Raw genomic sequence first — 19098 nt, 5'->3', positions numbered from 1 at the left:
TCATGCTACAGTAAGAAGCGAAAACGACCGAGTGAGGTGCTTGTAATGAAGCGAGAAACGCTTTTTTTAAAACTGACTGTGTTTCTTATTGGAACCCCGATTGTGTTGCTATGTGTGTGGGGATTGCCTTCCATCATGAAAGACGCAGCGGCCTATTTTCCGGCATACTGGCTGTATCCGGTGTTGGCCGGGATGTATATCTCCGCGATCCCGTTCTTCGTGGCGCTAGTCCAGGCCTATAAGCTGCTTAATTATATCGACAGGAACGAAGCGTTTTCCGACTTGTCGGTGCGGGCATTGAGAACGATCAAATATTGCGGGTTATCCATCAGCGGATTGTATGCCGTGATTTTGCCGTTTTTATTTTTCATGGCGGACATGGATGACGCCCCAGGGCTTTTGGCGATTGGCATAATTATCGTTTTTGCTTCTTTTGTCATTGCTGCCTTTGCTGCACTGCTCCAAAAGCTGCTCCAAAATGCCATCGATATTAAATCCGAGAACGATTTAACAGTATGAGGTGAATCGAGATGGCGATTATTATTAACATTGATGTCATGCTGGCCAAAAGGAAAATGAGCGTGACCGAGCTGTCTGAGCGCGTCGGAATCACGATGGCGAATCTTTCCATATTGAAGAACGGGAAAGCCAAGGCGATCCGCTTCTCCACCTTGGAGGCGATATGTGAAGCGCTGGATTGTCAGCCTGGTGATATTATGGAATACCAAAGCGATGCAAATTCTGATGCCGCCGGGCCGGACGAATAAGTCATGAGAGCGATCCGGCAACTGGTTCGATTCGGCTGGGAGCAGGCGTTATCCTGCGTGTTCCCGGTCGTCATCTTTGCCTCACTGGCTCTCACCCAGCTCATCTCCCTCCCCTTGCTGCCTCGCTATGACTGTCTGCTTGTCATCTGCCTTCTGATGCAATGGTGGATGCTGCGCTCCGGGCTAGAGACCCGGGATGAACTCAAGGTGATTACACTGTTTCACCTGATCGGTCTTGTGCTTGAGGTGTTCAAGGTGCATATGGGCTCTTGGTCGTATCCGGAAGAAGGATATGTGAAAATATTCGGGGTGCCTCTATACAGCGGGTTTATGTATGCCAGCGTAGCCAGCTATCTGTGCCAGGCCTGGCGGCGCTTGCAGGTGGAGCTGATCTGCTGGCCGCCGTTTTGGATCGTGGTGACCCTGGCGGCTGCCATATATTTAAACTTCTTCACCCATCATTTCTGGGTGGATATTCGCTGGTGGCTGTCGGCGCTGGTCCTTATCGTGTTCTGGCGATCCTGGGTCGCTTATGAGGTGAACGGCACGCGTTACCGGATGCCGCTAGCGCTTTCTTTTGTACTCATCGGATTCTTCATTTGGATTGCCGAGAATATTGCCACCTTCTTCGGAGCCTGGGAGTACCCTAACCAGACCGAAGCCTGGAGTCTCGTCCACCTGGGCAAAGTCAGCTCGTGGCTCCTGCTTGTCATTGTCAGCTTCCTTATCGTGGCAACGCTGAAACAAGTGAAGGATAAGATTCGCTAGACAGCGCAAACAAGCTCCTGACGGCATAGTCGCCGCAGGAGCTTGTTCTTCGTGTTACCCGTCGATCCAAGCAGTATACTTCTCAACCTATTCGTTCGATAATTCCTCTAACGATTTGATTTTTCCATGGGGATGCTGCTCTTGCTTGCGTGACTTCCAGGCCGCCTCTCTTCTTCTCTTCTGGTGAGCCATACGTGCTTCCTCCTCTGGAATTGAGATGTATACCACTCCCTTATGTTGTCAATCTTGACAGCAGTTCATGCACGCCGAAGGAAGAGGCAGGCTGCGCCGATGGCTAGTCCCTTGTCTTCACCGACGCCATCGTTTCGTTGATGATGCGTGCCATCGTGTCCACAGCAGCCATATCGGATCGGTAGCCGATCCGAACAATATGCTGATCGAATGCGTAGAAGATCACCCCGGAAAATACGTCACTGTCTGCATATTGATTCTGTTTCCCCTTAAGACCATTTTCCGATGTAATATCAATAAACTCATCGTTAAACGCACGCTCATGCTGCTGCTCCTTGGCCGCTGCTTCGTCCAACGTCGTATGCTCCAGCACCTCATACGTAACGGTGGCTTCTCCGGACAGGTCGGTTGTAAACGTGACGGTTCCACCCTCAACCGAAGGCTCTCCCATCGTGGTGCGAATGGCGAAACTCAGCCCGTACGGCTCTAACTCATATTCCCTTCCCTCAAAGGAGAGCGTCTCGTGTTCCACAGAAGTTTCCAGTTGGACAATATCGCCCTTGACCAGAACAGGTCGAACGGTGTCATCAGGCGTCTGATGGACCGGCTCGGTCTCTTCCGCGCCTTCATTCTTCATCGTTTCATTCGCCTGATTAACGATGCCTGTAGGCACGGGAGGCTCCTCTTCCTGCTGTTGCGCTGTCCCTGCTGCTCCTGGCATCGGCTGGGCTGCCGTTTCTTCCGGATTGCTCTTTCCTGTGCAACCGGCGATCAGTAAGATGGCCATGACGACGGTCGTGACTGCAGTCAGAAGCTGGCTCCATCGTGGCTTCCTCAATAGTTCTTCTCTCTCCCTTCATCTCATCCTGATTGTAGGTTCTAACGGTTAAACGTTGGCAGTTCATGAATAGTTCCATGCTCCAGGTTGATCATATCAAAAAAATCCCGGCAGAGAATCCCCCGCCGGGATGAAATCATTATTGTTCATGTTCAGCTTCCACTTAACCAGAGTTGGCCGCGTTCGTGGAGACAGCAGCCCCTACAGCCCCTCTATGATCCAGCAGCTACCGCTTGATGTCATCATGTTCGATAGACCGATAGGTCAGCGGATCTCCAAATAGTCAATGAAAGCGTCCCAAGTCCCGTCATCCGCCGTAACAATCAGCTCAATCTCCTGATTGCCGGTGCCATGACTCACATTGTTCAGTGTATAGACCGCGGGATAACTTCCGCCAAAGTAGAAGGTGCCTTTCGTCTGACCGCCGATCTTCAGATCGACTCGGGCCATGTTAGCATTGTTTGACGCTCCTCGCAGCGAGAAACTATGCGTGCCTGTGGCAAAATACTGCGTATACTTGACCGAATCGTTGTTGGCGTACAGGGCCACACCATTGAACGGCGAGCTGATATTACCTGTGTACTGCCCGCTTTTGGTCATGCTTTCAGCTTCGACTCTCGTCACCGTTCCCGGGTTCGTGCCTCCTCCCGGATTACCACCGCCCGGGTTGCCCCCGCCGATGGTCAATGTATTGCTGTACACATTCGCGCTTCCGCTGCTCTGATAGCCCTCTACCGTCATGGCAACTTCATACATTTTCCCCATCGGCATGCCGCGGCTTTCCCAGGCTCTGAAATGCTCGCTGACCGAGATCGTGCCGCTCGTTCGCTTCGACGTCCGGACACTCCAATACTGCTTGAACGTCGCCGTTCCTTTAATGGATGGCTGGTTCACCCGGGTCGTCTCATAAATATCGTACGTGCCGCCATCCACGTTAATGGTTCCTTTATGGGTGCCTGTCGGACGGTATGTTCCCCAGCTGTCGACAATGTAAAATTCAACGAGCGGATCCACCGTCCAGCCGTATACGGTCAAGTACGCATTACCGTTCGGCTGGAAGTTCGCGCCATAGGTGATCGACATGTTCCCGATTTGCTGATGGGTTTGTGTCTCGTTGAACTTTTTGCCCTTGCGGAACAGGATGTTGTTGATGTTGCTCCACTGGGCGCTGAACGTACCGCCGCTGTTCAGTGTCATGCTGCCGGAACCGCCGCTGTCCTTCCAAAATTCATAATCATAACCGTCATGCGTCCCAATCTCGTTAGAAGTGATCGTGGTTGCGGCATGCGCACCTCCTGCGGGCAACAACAGCACAAAACAAAGCAGTACGGCAATATACCATCTCGTTTTCTTTCTCGTCTTCATGAATTCCTTCCTCCTCTTTAAATCGATTGTCACCCGTCTGACTAGGATGCTGTTCAGCATTCAGCAAGGCTGCTGCGAACGGTCATACCTCCTTTCTACTTCTTTATTGTAAGCGATTACAATAAGTAATTTATCAAAATTTACCTTATAATTCCATTCTAAAAATTAAGGTCATACCTTGAAAAATTCAGGTATTGCTGTTTTGAATCCTGGATTGCGGGGAGCGATGCTGTTATATGTTATTCGGATTTATCCAGCGGCCAGCGGTATCCCCGTTTAAACAAGAAGTATCCAAGCGCAGCCATAACCGGAATCGCACCTAGGGACATTCCCATCATTATTCGCGAGTTGGACTCAGAAAGTCTGGCCGACATCCGGATTTCCTCTATCCCTCCCCCGGCGCACACGACGCGATCAAATACGGAATAATCCCCACGATTCGTAAATAGAAGAACGGCCTCCGTTCCGTTAACGTCAGTGACCGACCGCTCTTGATCCAGCTTGATCTGCTCCCCATCTAACGTGCAGTTTACCGCATCCACTTGTACATCCGAAGGGATCGCCCACACAGCTACCGTTCGGGAAGCACTGGTTGGCGAGAACGAATCGCCGGGCTCTATCACTTTATGAATAAATGTGCCTGGAGGTTGCGCTTTCTGATAGGCCATAAATGCACCAAGAGGCCCCGTAATGATTACAGTCAGACAAGCCAGTGCAAATAAAGATATCGTTTTCCTTGTCATCGTCATCCATCCCTTCTGTCCATAACCGCTTTAAGCTTCGATCATGTATTCATCATGATAAGGAAGCCTAGCTCATCGATTCCTTCCGATTTCTTGTTATGTACGAATGAACCGTTGCATGGTTGCATTATTTCAAGATTGCTGCTTTCCCCACTTGCGCCGGATTCCGATAACAACCAGCAGGATCAGTGGAAGTACGACTTGAAAAAAAGGCGTTACATAAGTTACAACGACCTTTATCCCAAGCCATATATGGTGAGGGTAGTTGGGGGATATAAAAGCGAGCGCATATAAGCATACGCCTACGACCACCGTCCACATTTTATAGGACCACCCTGTTATTTTATGGAGCCTCATCACAGCCCCCATAAAAAACGCAGCCATTTTCGAGCCCAGGCCGAGCACTAATACGAAGACAAATAACACGTCAAAACGTTCGAAGGTTTCTGCAATTTCGATAAGCTGAACCACCTGCAGCAGCGGTAGAGTACTATTGATTGCCTGTGTCGGACCTAGGACAAGGACATTGATCTGGTTTATCAGGATCAGGCAAATTGCTGTAATCAGGTAGGTGATGATCACACTTCTTCCTAATTTCCTCTTTTTCTTAACTAAAGGAAAGAAGAGCATAAATAATAAGGTTTGGCCAAACGGAAAAGACACAATTTCGGGTACGGCTGCTGACCAGACAGGCTGGAATCCATGTTCCAGGACCGGCAGCATAATCTCGTAACGTATTAGCCCGGATGAGACAAGGAGAGTATAGATGGTCAAATAACTCAAAATCATGATGGGCAAAAAACCTGCGCACGTCAAAATAACGACATACGGTCCATACCTTACCGTATTTGCTACTACAATTAACGTGATCAAGATGATCGCCATCAGCGGCGTACGATCCAACAGGGTCAATATCGTAAGCTCCCCTAGATCCCTCAGATTACGGGAGGCCTCGTATGTAAAATAACCTACAAAGGCTAAGTTAACCACCGTCCCGATAACTTTGCCGAATTGTTTTCTGCAGACGCCATATAAATCGAGCTCCGGATGGGTGCGGTGAATGAGAAGATACATCATTAACAGAAACAAACCGATCAAGGCGGCCACACTCATAGCCAACCATGCATCTCGCCCGGCATCCGCCCCTAGAAAGAACAACGTTGTGCTTCCGACTTCAAATACGGCAAGGTAACATACCAGCTCGGTAATTCTTATGGATTGTTTCATGTCCGGATTCCTTTCTTGTTCAAACATCCATTTCAACAAAGAGCATGGCTAGTTTTCGTCCGGTTCAAAAGCTTTCTGAGACATCCCCGTCTGACTGATGGAAGCCGTTACCTGCAGCACAAGCCTCGTGGACGGTATTCCTTCTGTTTCCCAGCGTTCCTTTATTTGACTCCATTCCTCCGGATATTTGCGATGAATATAATCGGCAAAGTGAGGCAGGTCGACATGCAATCTTTTGCAGGCTTCCCAGCCTTGCAGCATATGTTGTTTAATCACCTCTTGAATTTCTTTCTCTGCAGCATGGAGGTTGGACAAATTGGACAGATCAGTCGGACAGGAAGTCTCCGTGACCCTTCCCTTTACATCAACCGAGACTTTAAACGTATATTCATCGCCTTCCTTCATAAGCTTTACCTTCGTATTGGCCGCATTCGTCTGATAGGATAGCAGCCCCGGTTCGTTTTCACCTGGACAAGGAAAGGATAAGGTGCTGAATTGGACTTTGTCCGTCAGCCACGATATACCAAAGCTCTCATCCTGTGTTAACAATCCGATCCAGCGGTCCTTTTGAAACGCCGCCAATCCTGTTATTCTAAGCTTTGTAGGCGTAGAGGTTTTATTTAATTGATCCATAGATTCCACTTTATTTGATGAGAACTCCTCCACTAATTCAATCTGAGGAACACCTGCTGCATGGGACTCAGAAACAAGACTTCGCGTTAACTCAAACATCTTGATGGAAGGATAGTTGTTGTTGAACTTAGCCGTCTGCCTGGAAATGTTGGCAATCGCTGAGCCCGGCAATCGTTCCGGTGGAATAAGCTGCTTTAACATTTCACTCGCCAGTCCATTCGTTACCAACACATTGACATTCTCCCGCAAGTTCGGATTTCTCCAGTAGAAGTCGATAATGTCCCTTATTCCTTTACTGGCTGCCTCCTTGCCAAGGATAAGCACATCGGCATGGGGAAAATACAATCGTCTAGGCGTCTCTGTATAACTTACATCAATCGCTTCCCGAAGGGTTGGGCCTTCTGATGAAAACACATGCACCGGAGCGCCTGCCCCCCCTGACATCCCCCCACCAGCTGCGTTGGATGATATCGTTGACGGATTGATTAACTGATAGCTGACGATCCAGCCATTTTCGCCCCGGTCAATCCCGAGCGCTGAAATAAGTCCAATTTCATTCAGTTCTGTTCGATTCCAGCAGCCTGTCAGGATGACCATCAGGAGAAGGAAGAGATACAGCACAGCCAGTCTACGCATATAGACCACCCCTTTTTTCATATAGGCAGCTTTTCTAACCTTTACTTCTGTCTTGCCTGATTGTGCGGTTTGATATCATCCGGTCTTGTCTTCAGAAACGGCCAAGGTACACGAATAAACACGTCTCTCATATCCGAGAAGCGCAGCGGAACGAAGGGTGAAAGATAAGGGACGCCGAACGAAGTCAAGGAAACCAAGTGAACATAGATTGGAATGATGCCCGCCAAAATGCCGTATAACCCGAGCGTTTCCAGCAAACAGCATCAACACAAAACGAATGATGCGGATCGCTGCCGCCATGCTGAATGCCGGGATTGCAAAGTTCGCAATCGCTGTAAAGGATACCACAATAACCATCGCGCCTGAGACAAGTCCCGCCTGCACGGCTGCCTGCCCGATGACCAATGCGCCCACAATGGAGATTGCGGGCCCAATGACCCTCGGCATTCGGACGCCGGCTTCGCGGATAATTTCGAAGGTCAGCTCCATCATGATCGCTTCAACCAGCGCAGGCATCGGAGCGCCTTCCCTTTGTGCCGCGAGGCTGATTAATAACGTGGTCGGAATCATCTCCTGATGAAAGGTTGAAATGGCGATATAGAGTGACGGTAACAGCAAAGATACAATGAAAGAGAACAGCCCGATAACACGTAAAAAAGTAGTGAGGTCATATCGTTGATAATAGTCCTCACTCGAGTGGAGAAATCTGAAAAAAGTGACCGGAGCGAGCAACACAAACGGAGTGCCGTCCACGAGAATGGCAACTTGCCCTTCCAGCAAGCTGCCTGCTACAGCATCGGGTCGTTCGGTGTTGAGCAACGTAGGAAATGGAGAGCCCGTTTTATCTTGAATAAACTCCTCGATATAGCCGCTTTCTAGTACACTATCTGTTGTAATCGATTGCAGCCGGGAGGTGATCTCCTGGACAATTTTCTGATCCGCGATTCCTTCAATATAGGTCAATATCACTTTCGTATTGGTATACTTGCCGATAACCAGTGTTTGTACCCGTAAGTCAGGTGTTCGAAGTCTTCTTCGGACGAGTGACAGATTCGTGGAAATATCTTCAGTGAACCCGTCCTTTGGTCCCCGAATGACGGTTTGTGAGCTTGGCTCCTCGATAGATCGCTTTTCTAAACTTGTTATGGAAGCTGAGAACGAACTTGTTAAACCGTCAATTAATAGGACGGCTTTCCCATCCAATACGGTTGAAATCACAGCATCGACGGTATGTAATTGCTTGAGTTCGCCTCCCGGCACCACCTTTTTCATCAGAGCTGGAATATCGGGCAATCCGTCGGCTTCCATGGATACAGTCAGCCATGACTCGCTAATCTGATTCAGCTGATTAACATCAATAAACCCTTCGATATAACATACAGCCAATTCCGGCAAAACATCGTTTCCCGATATGGTTCTGATTACAAAATCCGAACTGTTCCCCATTCTCTGACTTAGTGCCTCTACGCACTCCTGAAGTGATGCACTTATCTCAACCGGCATATTGTCCTTCGCCTGCACTGTGCTGCTGCTTGAATTGCTGTGCTTCCTCATTTTTTTCAGTAGTCGGCTCATCATGACAGTCCCTCCATATGCTTACACCGTATTATGAGAAGTTGTCCTCTAAATTATTCCTTTTAAAGCACATATTCTCTGTGCCCGAAATAGCCGGAATTACAAAAGTAAGCTATCGGAGTCGGCAATACACAACAAAAAAACCTGATGAAATTCGCGAGCGCATCGGCTCGGCACTTTTCATCAGGTTATACTATCAGGTTATACAATACGCAACTTCATGATCAGTCTGCGTAAAGCTTAATCGGGTTATCCCCAACTAAATGTTAGCCTGCGATCTTCTTTCCTTTTTCAAGACGAATAATTTGTTCTTCGCCGCTGTCCGCCAGGTTTCTGAACTGCTCAATTGTCTCGCGCATCTTCGGCAATGCTTGCTGCTTGAAGGTGCTGATTGCTTCCATGGCCTCGAACGTATCATCAAAGGCCTTTTTCAGCACGTCGACCGACACGCTGCTCTCGATCGCTTGTTTCTGAATGGCAACCCCTTGCGACTTCAACATCTTCGCCGTGCCTTCAATGAAAGTGTTCGTCGTTTTGTTCAGTGCTTCAATCTTATCCAGCACAATCTTCTGATTGTACAGCGCACTGGCCACCGTTACTGCCACGCGCAGTGCGGATACCGTAACCGTCTTGGCCCGATCGACACCGCGAATCAATTCCTTGTTGTTGCGGATTAACACTTCAAACGCCAGATATCCCTGTTGATTGACTGCCAGCATTTGCTGCATATCCATTAGACGCTGGCGGAGCGGGAACAAAATCTCTTCTCTTACAAAACGAATTTTCTCAGCATCCCCGCCGCGTTCTTCCTCCAGCGTTAATTCCCGCTCAATATGCTCATCCATGAACATGCCTAGCTGAATTTCTTTCTGCAGCTGCTTGGTCAGATCACGCAGGAATTGTTGTTCAATTTCCAGCGTCGTATTATCGTTTCTCAGCGTTACCTTGCCTTTATCCAGCGTTTCAACAATCTCGGAGATCACTTCATCGGCTTTCTTGAACTTCACAAAGTAAGCACGAACCGGATTGAAGAGCTTGCCCAGGAAACCGGTCTTGAGAAAATCGATGCCGCTCGGGTCCAGATCCTTCAGATGGAGATGAAGCTCGGTGAGTCCTTTCGCAACCGGCCCGCCTTCATCACCGCTCTTGGACAGCTTGCCGACCGTTACTTTGAGCAGGGAGTTTTTATCCGATGATTGGCGCATCGTCTCCATCCCGAAAGCGTCAATGCTCGTTAGAATGCCGCGGCGCTGTTCAAGCGAATCCAGGTCAATGTTCATCAAGGACTTTACGTTTGTCTCAGCCTGCGTCATCAGCTGCTGTACTTCTTCATTAACCGGAGCGACCTGTTCTTCCAGAACCGTCTTGATCTCATTCTCATTAGGAACACTCATTGTAAATGCCATAATTACGCCTCCCTTAGCTTTTGGTTTGACATGCGTTACATTTGCACGTTCAGCAACTGTCCAATTTTATAAACAACATCATCGGTGTCCGCATTGATGTTGGCAGCTTCATTAATGCTTGAAATTTTCTGGAGCGCATCAATATTCGCATTGTAGCCGATCGTATAGATTGGAATGCGATAGGCCTCAATCAACCCTTGCACCTGCTTGAGGGAGTTGCCCCGATTTGTCTCGCCGTCACTCAGTACAAATATGAGCGGTTTCGTATTGGGATTCACAGCCATTTCCTCTTCCAGCATCTTGATCGCCACGACAATGCCGTCGAACGTCGCCGTATTCCCTTCCGGAGTCAGGCTTTCAGCCGCACCGACGAAGAGTGACTGCTGGTTCGTATCGTATTTGGCGATCGGAAGGTTGATTGTGACATCATCCGAATAAGACACCAGACCGATGCTGTTCTGGGCGCCCAAATATTTCTGGCCCTGAATCAGCGATTCTTTCAGGCGTGTCATAGGCTCGCCGTGCATACTGCCCGACACATCGGTCACGAACACCGCCGCGATTGGCATGCCCGCATTTTTCTTGTCTTTCCACAGCTTCTGCGCTCTCGTAATGACGCCGCCATCCACTGCGTTCGCTTCTGACTTGTAATCTGCCAGTTGGTTAAAACCGTATTTACTTGCGCTGTTTTGATACTTGTCTTGCGCTGCGAATTCGGCGAATTTCTTCATAATCTCTTTCTTGTCGGCGGATACATCGCCAAGGGCGTACAACGGACTGTCATGTCTGACACCAAACGGAACGAACTCATAAGCCGAACGAATGCCCGCTTCGTTGAAATAGGTTTGATACTCAAGAACAAAAGCGTTCAAACGCCCGGATTCAGCAGCTTCCCTCATTTGCAGCGTCGTCGACGCGATGAAAGGCACGTTCGCCTGGAATTGCTCGAACCCTTCCACAGCTTGATTGCTCAGCAGATTATCACTGTCAAATACGCTAAGCGCCGTAATCAGGAAATTCAGTCCTGTCGAACTTGCAAATGGATCGGTATAGCCCATGGCAAGCTCATTCGCTGAAATAGCTTCCAGCACAGTGTTTATGTTCATTTCGCCGTATTTGCTTTTCAGCTCATCGTGTTTGCCCTTCTCGATGACGATGCCGGGCACGTTGCCGTTCAGGCTTTCGGAGATGCGTTCGGTCTTGATGCCGCCTGCTTTAATCATCTCCATCCACAGTTCATTGGAAGGTGTAAAGGCATCCGGTACATATTTACCGGACTTGATGTAATCCGTCGCCGTTCCGGACGCGATGCTGCGAATCATGACCGATGCAGGCTTTCCATTCACGGATATATTTGCTTTGTTGAAATCAGTCGCCACCTCATTCAACCACCCGTCCACGCCTGAGCCGGATTTCTCTGTTGAAGAGAAGATCTCCACAAATTGCGGAGTGCTGTTCTTAACCGAAACCGGGAACTTCTCGATGTCTGGCAGCGATTCGGCTACATCTATCGGATTTAGATCAATCTGCCCCATGACAGGCTGGGCCGTTCTAACGTTAATTTTACTGTACAGCTTATCCAGCCGTTTGGCTGCTTCCTCAGGTGTGAGGGGCTGACCGCTTCCGAGATTGGAGGTTGCGCTAATCCCGAAATAGACAGCGATGAATACGACAACAACAATGGCGGCAAGTCCGCCGACTACTCTCCCCTTACCAGACATTTCATGACCCCTCTCAGTCTTTATACAGTTTCGTTTGCTTAATGAGCGCATCGATTTCTTTCATGCACGACATATTCTCGATGCTTTCCAAATCAAGGCTCCCCAGACGTGCAATCTCGAGCAGAAGCTTGTCGAGCTTCAACAAGATCTCCTCATTGGTGTTGAGCGAGTCGTTGACAAACTGAAGATACTCGTTGTACACCTGCATCTTTTCCTCGATAATTTTGGCGGACAGTTTTTTATTCTTTTTCAGATCGGCAATAGCGGCAAAATCCGATACGCTGAATACGCCAAGTTTGTTGAGTATGCTTTTGATATTTTTGTAGAACAGATCCTCCACTGCGTGTACCACAGAATAGAACTTTTTGTAGCTCAATTCGGAGGCATCGAATCTCTGCTCCAGCACCTCAAGCAGCTTCATTTTGCGGTTCTTCATCCGCTCCAGCTGGTTTAAAGCCAGATCCACATCATTTCTCAGGACCTGGATCGAACCGTAGCTTTTCATGGCATCAACGTAATCTTCGTGGGTCACTACCTCTTTTTTGGTTTTCACAACAGGCTTGGGCTTGAAAAGGTATGTATAACTTCCATAGATCAACGCTATGAAACTCCCTGCCAGAAATGCGGCCCCGAAAGCAACAACCAATGGACTCTCCGACGAGAAGGACACCCCGAGGAACCCTCTGGACCACACCAGGATGTTTGCTACAATTACCACCGCGATCAGAAGAATAAAATTTTTGAACTTCGGCTCAACCAACACTCATCACCATCTTCACCCATCGTTTCAACCACGCTTTCATGTTCAGTTTGTTAGCAAATTATAACATGACTATCCATAATTTTCTTTGCATTTTACTCGAAAAATGGGATTAAATGCCTGCTTTTGCTCAAAAAGATAGGTTTTGATTGAAACGATGCTCATGATCCACACTGGCATGTCATCTGTCACTGGTCACTGATCATGTCATGTAACGTACCACAGTCACTTTTTACAGAGATTTCTACCGCCACCTCCCGACTAGCCTATTTGCAACGGTTCACTGCTTTTTCCATTGTTATGAAATTTTACGTAGGATCATTCATTTGGTTCCAGTGTTTTGGCCGCTCAAGCGACGCAGGTAACTTGGTGTGGTTATCTCCCTTGTCGGCATTAATCTGATTTTGCGTCAGAAAGATGCTGCTGGACAAATCCGAGGCCTAAGCACGCAGGGCTGTCCTGCATTCTTATCCATCGAAAAACCGTCTGAGGTAGTAAAACGTAAAACTACACAACAAAAGCCGATACATTGTTCACAATCCGCCCTCAAGCGCTCTTGAATCTTCATTTTATTTACCTCCGAGCAACAAAAAAGCAGCCGCAATCAATTCGATTGGCTGCCTTGAACTGTATTCTGACAAACCCGATACCTTAATTTTACCATTAATAGATGGAGATGTGTGATCAATATGACTAAACCTAAATAATTATGACAATGCCAACATCGCATTCATGTCTTCCTGAGCCGATCTAATCAGCTTAAGAACGAACTTCTCGACCAGGAAGACTGAGCATTTTTTGGAGGGGGAGATTCACATTCGTCTCGCAGTTGCTTTGCATCATTATCCCTTTGGATCAGGTAACACAGAAACAGAAATACGAGCATCAGGGGAAGCTTTTACGAGGAAAAAACACACTAATACATGCACTCGTAAAACCAGACCGGATGAACGGATCTGGGCGAAGATGATTAAGCTACAATAGATAAGAACCCCAAAGTCAAGGTACAAAGGATCAAAGCATGAGATCTGAAAGATCAAAAGAACAGCGACGAGCCATCAAGCACAAGAGATCTTAGAACAAGAAATCGATGCACGAGTTATCAAAGCACAACAGATCAGCGAACGAGTTATCAAAGCACAAGAGATCTTAGAGCAAAAGATCGAGGCACAAGTTATCAAAGCACAAGAGGTCTTAGAATAAAATCGGCCTAAGAGAGGTCATAAACAGGAAATATCAGTGCACGAGAATCAAGCACAGCAGATCAAAGGCCAACGCCGGCGCAATCCAAATCAGATCAAAAGAAAGGAAATTTGCAGCACTCCCCCTTCCATCTCCAGCAAAGCCTGCACTCGCACTATTCAGATGCACGCTCACCATCCAGGTGATCCGTATCATCTCTATGACTCTTACCGTTCCCACTTCATATCAGGCAACAGCTGCAAGGGGTTGAATCGGACGATGTCCAATCAGTTGGTGGTACGAAATCCTAGGAATCGCCATACACTTCTGCAGCAATTTCTGCCCCATCGTTTTCTCCAGTTTGGACAAGTGCAGCTGTCGACGGGCCGTGAACTCATTCAAATACGCCTGCAGATGTTTCTGCCCCAACGCGCCATAAGTGCTTTTTAGTGATTTCCATGTCTCTCTCACTATGTTCCGCAAAGGCGCATACAACCGAAAAGCTTGAGAGAACAGCTGGACGTCTGATGAATGGCTATCCACGTGCTCGCTAATGAACGCGGTTAGATCGCGACGCGCAGCTCTTGTATCGCTTCCTCGCTTCTGCGGCACTAGGCGGAGTTTAACCTGCAGCGGTTCACCGGACTCTGTGACCGTGCAGCCAGCTACGACCGCTGAGGCATGCGGGTGCGAAACCGTGACTCGGGAGGGATTACGACCATACTGATCGCTGTTCACCTTAACGTCACCATAAAGCGGCTCCCGGGCATCGAACTCCCCAACAGCATAGCGAATCTTGTGCAGCATTAACCACGCTGTTTTGTAAGTGACCTCGATCACTTGACTAAGCCGCATTGCGGAGATGCCATCCGGGAGCAGAAACAAATCCAGAGCCATGAACCACTTGAGTAAGGGCGCCCGAGTACCTTCAAAAATCGTGCCCACCAAAGCCGATGTCTGATGTTTGCAGCGTCCACACTCGAACAAGGGAACACGCCGGGAGTTCAGACGGCTGCACCCGGTGTGATCACAGCGCGGGCAGACAAACCCGCTTGGCCACTTCATGGCAATCAACGCCTCCATGCAGTCTTGCTCGCTCTGATAACGGCTATAGAATGGTTGAAGTCCCGTCCCGGTATGGATGGTCATATCCGATCCCCCCCAAAAAATTATAAATTTTCGCACATTATTCCTTTATAAACATACCGAAATTCCAGAAAATTAAGAACATACGTTCTTCTTTTGTTCCTATTATACCAAACGAACGTTCTTGTTTCAATTCATATTTGTAGAAAAAACCATTTTACTAGTTGTTTTATTCGAAGCAAGCCTGTTCCCTCTCGTTCCCCTTCCCTCCTAACAATCACGGTCAGCCACTCTTCATGACGCCTATCCTTCGTCTCCAACCTCACCCCTGATCGAGAGGGATAATGGTGCAAAGGTAACAGATGGCAATAAGTACAGCAGACAGGATCGGTGAACACTGTTAATCTACTACAATGAGATTCATTCGGTTTTGGTAGAGGCGGCACAAGAAAAATTCTCAGTTTCTTCCCTAGATTTTCACCAAATCCAATCATTATAATGATATAATCTTTGGAACAGCAAATGTTGGTTGATGACATTTGATGAACACAAGACAAGAAAGAATGGCAATGGGGGGTTCATCCAAATGACAATTCAGAAGCTCAAATCATTCATCCTATCCGGTTTCCGAATGAACTGGAATCACTTCAAGTCGAAACTGCTCCTAAGATACGCGCTCTCTTATATTCTGATCTTCCTGATTCCTCTGACGGGGGTAACGATTTTTGTTTATGATAGCGCTGTCAAAGACTTGCGTTCCGAAATCGAACAATCCAACATTAACCAATTAAATCAGGTCAAGACCACGATTGATTCCCGTATGGAAGAGCTTCAGGAGATAGCTGGCAGAATCGCATATGATCGGCGGCTAACCCCTTATATGGTCCGCGATTCTTATCACAGAGTTGAAGCGATTCAAACATTAAACAATTATAAGGCCAATAGCAGCATTATCGAGGACATTTTTCTGTACTTTCATGACGATCCGGTCATTTACTCCCATCGCGGTCTGACGAATGTTGACATTGCGTTCGATTCTTTCTATCGATACGAAAACTGGAGATTGAATGATATCGTGCTCGCGCTGAATAACACGAATCAGATGCTCATACGACCAGCGGAAAAAGTGACGATCAACAACTCGCTCCACGAGACGATGCTGACGGTTATTGCACCGATTAAACCGAATGATCCATATCCTTATGGTAGCGTCATATATCTTGTGAAAGAATCCAACCTTACCGGTGTGATGGACTCCATCCTTAGCGATTTTACTGGAAGCAGCTTTATTTTCAATCAAAATAGTGAAGTGCTGACCGCCAACAACCACGGCGTCACTCTGTCTCAAGAGCATCTCGGAACACTTGCTGCGCTTGATGCCGGCATTCACAACCTCTCCTTGGACCATGAAATGTACTCGGTGGTATCGGTGAAATCCCGTGATAATGGTTGGACTTACATGACCATTATGCCAAGCTACCAGTTCTTCAGCCGTGTCGCGCACGTTCAGACTCTGATACTGCTGGTGTTCGGAATCGCTGTCGTGACTGGTGTGCTTGCGGCCTTTGTACTGGCTAGACGACAATATCATCCAATCAAGGATCTGATGGAGTTCGCCAAGCTGAAGGTTGGCGATGCTTCAGAACCGAAAACGCGCAATGAATGGGAATGGATTCGTCAGACCATTCACGACTATAGCGCCCGCATTGATATGCAGGAGCCTTTTGTGCGAAACCAGTGCATGCTATTACTGCTCAAGCACGGCAAGCCGGATGATCCTGAAATCGAGCGTATGATTATGGGGGCTGGACTGGAATATCCGAAAGAACAGGGCATTTATTTCTCTGTCATTCTGTCGTGGGAAGATGATGAAGCCGGGGAAGCGCTGGATGACCGCCAGCAACTGCAGGAGATTCTTGGCCATGTTGAACTGCCCGGGCTGAGTGCACATATTTATGGGGTGGAATTTTCCACAGACAATCAATTGGCGCTGATCATTTCGATTCCGGACCCTGGTGAATCCTCGCTTAAATTCCGGATAGAGCAAATCATTCGTGCGATTCAGGCTCTCATCTCTGAAAACACCCGGCTTGATCCAAGCATCGGGGTAGGGACGGCCTACCAGGATCTCGCGCAGCTCAACCAATCATTCATTGAAGCGGCTACAGCGCTGGAGCATCGGATGGTCGGCAGCAGCCGAATTACTTATTTCGACCAGTTGGCAGAGCAGAATTATCCGGTCGCCGAAGGATTATGGCTTCCCAGAAAGTCGTTGCTCAAATTGGAGCAGAGCCTTAAACAGGGCAATGAATCGGTGGCTGTACAGATGATCACCGAGATGATGGACACGATCCGGAGCGAACCGTTGCAGATTCAACTGATGCGCTGTATCTGCTTTGATCTCTTGAACGCCCTGCTTCGAACCGCCTCCGAGATCGGCATGAACAAGGTGTTCAACCATATCTCGGATTATACCTCGTTTGAGACGCTCGAGGAATTCGAGGACAAGCTGTTGTCATTGACAGCGGATATTTGTCAGACGGTTGAGCGGAATCATGAGCAAGCCGCCCCGGCGCTGATTGATGATATTGTGGATTATGTAGATCAGCAGTTTGCCGATTATACGCTTAGCCTGGAGCATGTTGCTTTAAAATTTTCCGTTTCGACTTCTTACTTGAGCCGTAGTTTTAAAGATAAGACCGGAATCAGCTTCTCGCAGTATATCTGGAAACGCCGCATGGAAGAAGTGATTCGCCTGCTTGTAACTACGAGCGCTCCGCTCAAGGAAATTATCGAACAGGTCGGTTATTTGGATGCACCAAATTTCATCCGGAAATTCAAGAAAGAAACCGGGTTGACGCCCGGTCAGTACCGCAAACAGCATCAGCATCGCTCAAACAGCTAGCGTATAGTCCGCATATGGGCTCTATAGGGTACGTATAGGGTCTATAGGATACACATATGGCCAACCCGGCCGCAGTCATGCAGCCGAAGCACCGTGCAGCTCCCAGGCGCGCAGTGCAAATATGTAAAGACAGGGCCCTTGGAGACGCATTCTCCAAAGGGCCCTGCTTATTTGTGATGTACCTCGCTTATTGTGGTTCGTTCAAAATATAGTCCACGAGCTCATCAAGCGGCACTGTGGCCAGCGCGATGGCCGTGTCCGTTACACCGTAATAGATGTAGAGCAGTCCGTCCTTCACCACATTGCCAGTCGGAAATACCACATTCGGAATTTGATAGCCGAATTTCTCGTAATACGTTTCCGGCTCCATAATGAAATTGTGCGTCCTCGCAATAACTTTCTCAGGATTGTCCAGGTCCAGCAGCATCGCTCCCACGCGGTAGACAATCTGATCATCGACCCCGTGGTATAGAACGAGCCAGCCTTTGTCTGTGCGTACAGGAGGCGTTGCTCCACCGATTTTTCTCGATTCCCATACCGGGTTTTCCGCCTTGGCCAGAAGCTTTGGCTCTTCCCAGTGAACAAGATCCTCCGAATACGTGATCCACATCGCTGCACTGTCGGTTCCGTAGGCTTCCCCTACGTATTCCTCCGGACGGCGCAACAGCACATATTTTCCATTGATCTTCTCAGGAAATAAAATATTGTCACGATCATTAATATCCAGCGGTGTCGTATCGGCAACAAATTCCCAGTCGATCAGGTTATCCGATTTCAGAATGGAGGAACGAGTGAGCCAGTGCCCCTCATCTTCTCCCCATCCGTCCGGATATTTCGGAATTGAGCGCTCCGGTATGCCTGCTCCGGTTGGATAATAGCTCATGGCGCACGGCCTGAGAGCGTAATTCATATAAAAGGTGCCGTCGATTTTTACAATTCTCGGGTCCTGGACGCTACCGTATGGAAATCCCAGCATGTCCGGCGTTACGATCGGCTCGTCCTTTACATGCGTGAAGTTCACGCCGTCTTCACTTTCAAGCAGTCCGAGAAAGTTTTTGCAAGGTGTCAGCGAGCCAGCGGTTCGTTCAATCATGTAGAACTTCCCGTTGTCGATAATGACGGCCGGATTGAAGACCGTAACTTTGCGCCACTCGTACTTGCCGGGGACCACAATCGGGTTGTTGGGGTGTCTTGTTATTTTCATAGACGATGTATGCCTCCACATTACGTATTCATCTGGTACGAATAAGCCCAATGCTTAAAGCTTAAATATGAGAGATAATCTAGGATGAGC

The 19098-nt window shown here is 48.3% G+C and carries 15 protein-coding genes and 1 pseudogene; 4 read left to right on the top strand and 12 right to left on the bottom strand.

The annotated features are described in order from the left end of the window. Window positions 1–45 precede the first annotated feature (45 nt). Genes CHH67_RS15515 through CHH67_RS15505 form a run of 3 tightly spaced genes read left to right on the top strand, consistent with a single transcriptional unit; the run spans window position 46 to window position 1535 of the window. Window positions 46–519 carry a DUF2975 domain-containing protein gene (locus CHH67_RS15515; protein ID WP_095266110.1) on the top strand — a complete coding sequence of 158 codons (474 nt, stop codon included), beginning with the start codon at window positions 46–48 and terminating at the stop codon, window positions 517–519. Between the two features lie 11 nt (window positions 520–530). Further along, the gene (locus tag CHH67_RS15510) at window positions 531–767 is read left to right on the top strand and encodes a helix-turn-helix domain-containing protein (protein WP_095266109.1); all 237 of its coding nucleotides are present in this window, start codon (window positions 531–533) and stop codon (window positions 765–767) included. Window positions 768–770: 3 nt separating this feature from the next. Continuing rightward, on the top strand, window positions 771–1535 hold the full coding sequence (locus CHH67_RS15505) for a DUF817 domain-containing protein (protein ID WP_095266108.1): 765 nt from the start codon (window positions 771–773) through the stop codon (window positions 1533–1535). Window positions 1536–1622: 87 nt separating this feature from the next. Here CHH67_RS15505 and CHH67_RS26785 read toward each other — a convergent pair whose 3' ends face one another. From CHH67_RS26785 to CHH67_RS15455, 11 genes and pseudogenes are all read right to left on the bottom strand, one after another. Then, window positions 1623–1727 carry a DUF6254 family protein gene (locus tag CHH67_RS26785; protein WP_230875711.1) on the bottom strand — a complete coding sequence of 35 codons (105 nt, stop codon included), beginning with the start codon at window positions 1725–1727 and terminating at the stop codon, window positions 1623–1625. 103 nt (window positions 1728–1830) lie between these two features. Continuing rightward, window positions 1831–2565: a hypothetical protein gene (locus CHH67_RS15500; RefSeq protein WP_095266107.1), complete on the bottom strand. Its 735-nt coding sequence runs from the start codon at window positions 2563–2565 to the stop codon at window positions 1831–1833. A 264-nt stretch (window positions 2566–2829) separates the two neighbouring features. Next, window positions 2830–3930 (bottom strand): glycoside hydrolase family 11 protein, encoded by a 1101-nt coding sequence (locus tag CHH67_RS15495; protein ID WP_095266106.1) that lies wholly within the window; start codon window positions 3928–3930, stop codon window positions 2830–2832. Window positions 3931–4169: 239 nt separating this feature from the next. Then, entirely contained in the window at window positions 4170–4673 is a 504-nt protein-coding gene (locus tag CHH67_RS15490) for a hypothetical protein (protein WP_144029268.1), read from the bottom strand. Window positions 4674–4805: 132 nt separating this feature from the next. Next, on the bottom strand, window positions 4806–5900 hold the full coding sequence (locus CHH67_RS15485) for a GerAB/ArcD/ProY family transporter (protein WP_179292140.1): 1095 nt from the start codon (window positions 5898–5900) through the stop codon (window positions 4806–4808). Window positions 5901–5948: 48 nt separating this feature from the next. Next, a complete protein-coding gene (locus CHH67_RS15480) occupies window positions 5949–7169 on the bottom strand; it encodes a Ger(x)C family spore germination protein (protein ID WP_179292139.1) in 1221 nt (406 codons plus the stop codon). Between the two features lie 41 nt (window positions 7170–7210). After that, window positions 7211–8672: pseudogene (locus CHH67_RS15475) on the bottom strand (spore germination protein). 338 nt (window positions 8673–9010) lie between these two features. Then, complete coding sequence (locus tag CHH67_RS15470) at window positions 9011–10150, bottom strand: toxic anion resistance protein (protein ID WP_095266103.1); 1140 nt, start codon at window positions 10148–10150, stop codon at window positions 9011–9013. 35 nt (window positions 10151–10185) lie between these two features. Continuing rightward, window positions 10186–11871 carry a vWA domain-containing protein gene (locus CHH67_RS15465; protein ID WP_095266102.1) on the bottom strand — a complete coding sequence of 562 codons (1686 nt, stop codon included), beginning with the start codon at window positions 11869–11871 and terminating at the stop codon, window positions 10186–10188. A gap of 13 nt (window positions 11872–11884) precedes the next feature. Beyond that, window positions 11885–12634, bottom strand: a complete 750-nt coding sequence (locus CHH67_RS15460; RefSeq protein ID WP_244908211.1) for a hypothetical protein — start codon at window positions 12632–12634, stop codon at window positions 11885–11887. A 1425-nt stretch (window positions 12635–14059) separates the two neighbouring features. Continuing rightward, window positions 14060–14962: a transposase gene (locus CHH67_RS15455; protein WP_095266100.1), complete on the bottom strand. Its 903-nt coding sequence runs from the start codon at window positions 14960–14962 to the stop codon at window positions 14060–14062. A gap of 523 nt (window positions 14963–15485) precedes the next feature. Between CHH67_RS15455 and CHH67_RS15450 the strand changes: the two genes are divergently transcribed. After that, window positions 15486–17804 (top strand): helix-turn-helix domain-containing protein, encoded by a 2319-nt coding sequence (locus tag CHH67_RS15450; RefSeq protein WP_095266099.1) that lies wholly within the window; start codon window positions 15486–15488, stop codon window positions 17802–17804. Between the two features lie 187 nt (window positions 17805–17991). Here CHH67_RS15450 and CHH67_RS15445 read toward each other — a convergent pair whose 3' ends face one another. After that, on the bottom strand, window positions 17992–19008 hold the full coding sequence (locus tag CHH67_RS15445) for a glycoside hydrolase family 130 protein (protein WP_095266098.1): 1017 nt from the start codon (window positions 19006–19008) through the stop codon (window positions 17992–17994). Between the last annotated feature and the right edge of the window lie 90 nt (window positions 19009–19098).

The organism is Paenibacillus campinasensis (assembly GCF_002272015.1).
Classification (GTDB): Bacteria; Bacillota; Bacilli; order Paenibacillales; family Paenibacillaceae; genus Paenibacillus_AQ; species Paenibacillus_AQ campinasensis.
This window is presented reverse-complemented; position numbering and strand designations above follow the sequence as displayed.

Coding starts and splice junctions, on each gene's coding strand:
- CHH67_RS15515 (WP_095266110.1), top strand. CDS start 46: ATGAAGCGAGAAACGCTTTTTTTAAAACTGACTGTGTTTCTTATTGGA.
- CHH67_RS15510 (WP_095266109.1), top strand. CDS start 531: ATGGCGATTATTATTAACATTGATGTCATGCTGGCCAAAAGGAAAATG.
- CHH67_RS15505 (WP_095266108.1), top strand. CDS start 771: ATGAGAGCGATCCGGCAACTGGTTCGATTCGGCTGGGAGCAGGCGTTA.
- CHH67_RS26785 (WP_230875711.1), bottom strand. CDS start 1,727: ATGGCTCACCAGAAGAGAAGAAGAGAGGCGGCCTGGAAGTCACGCAAG.
- CHH67_RS15495 (WP_095266106.1), bottom strand. CDS start 3,930: ATGAAGACGAGAAAGAAAACGAGATGGTATATTGCCGTACTGCTTTGT.
- CHH67_RS15490 (WP_144029268.1), bottom strand. CDS start 4,673: ATGACAAGGAAAACGATATCTTTATTTGCACTGGCTTGTCTGACTGTA.
- CHH67_RS15485 (WP_179292140.1), bottom strand. CDS start 5,900: ATGAAACAATCCATAAGAATTACCGAGCTGGTATGTTACCTTGCCGTA.
- CHH67_RS15480 (WP_179292139.1), bottom strand. CDS start 7,169: ATGCGTAGACTGGCTGTGCTGTATCTCTTCCTTCTCCTGATGGTCATC.
- CHH67_RS15470 (WP_095266103.1), bottom strand. CDS start 10,150: ATGGCATTTACAATGAGTGTTCCTAATGAGAATGAGATCAAGACGGTT.
- CHH67_RS15465 (WP_095266102.1), bottom strand. CDS start 11,871: ATGTCTGGTAAGGGGAGAGTAGTCGGCGGACTTGCCGCCATTGTTGTT.
- CHH67_RS15455 (WP_095266100.1), bottom strand. CDS start 14,962: ATGACCATCCATACCGGGACGGGACTTCAACCATTCTATAGCCGTTAT.
- CHH67_RS15450 (WP_095266099.1), top strand. CDS start 15,486: ATGACAATTCAGAAGCTCAAATCATTCATCCTATCCGGTTTCCGAATG.
- CHH67_RS15445 (WP_095266098.1), bottom strand. CDS start 19,008: ATGAAAATAACAAGACACCCCAACAACCCGATTGTGGTCCCCGGCAAG.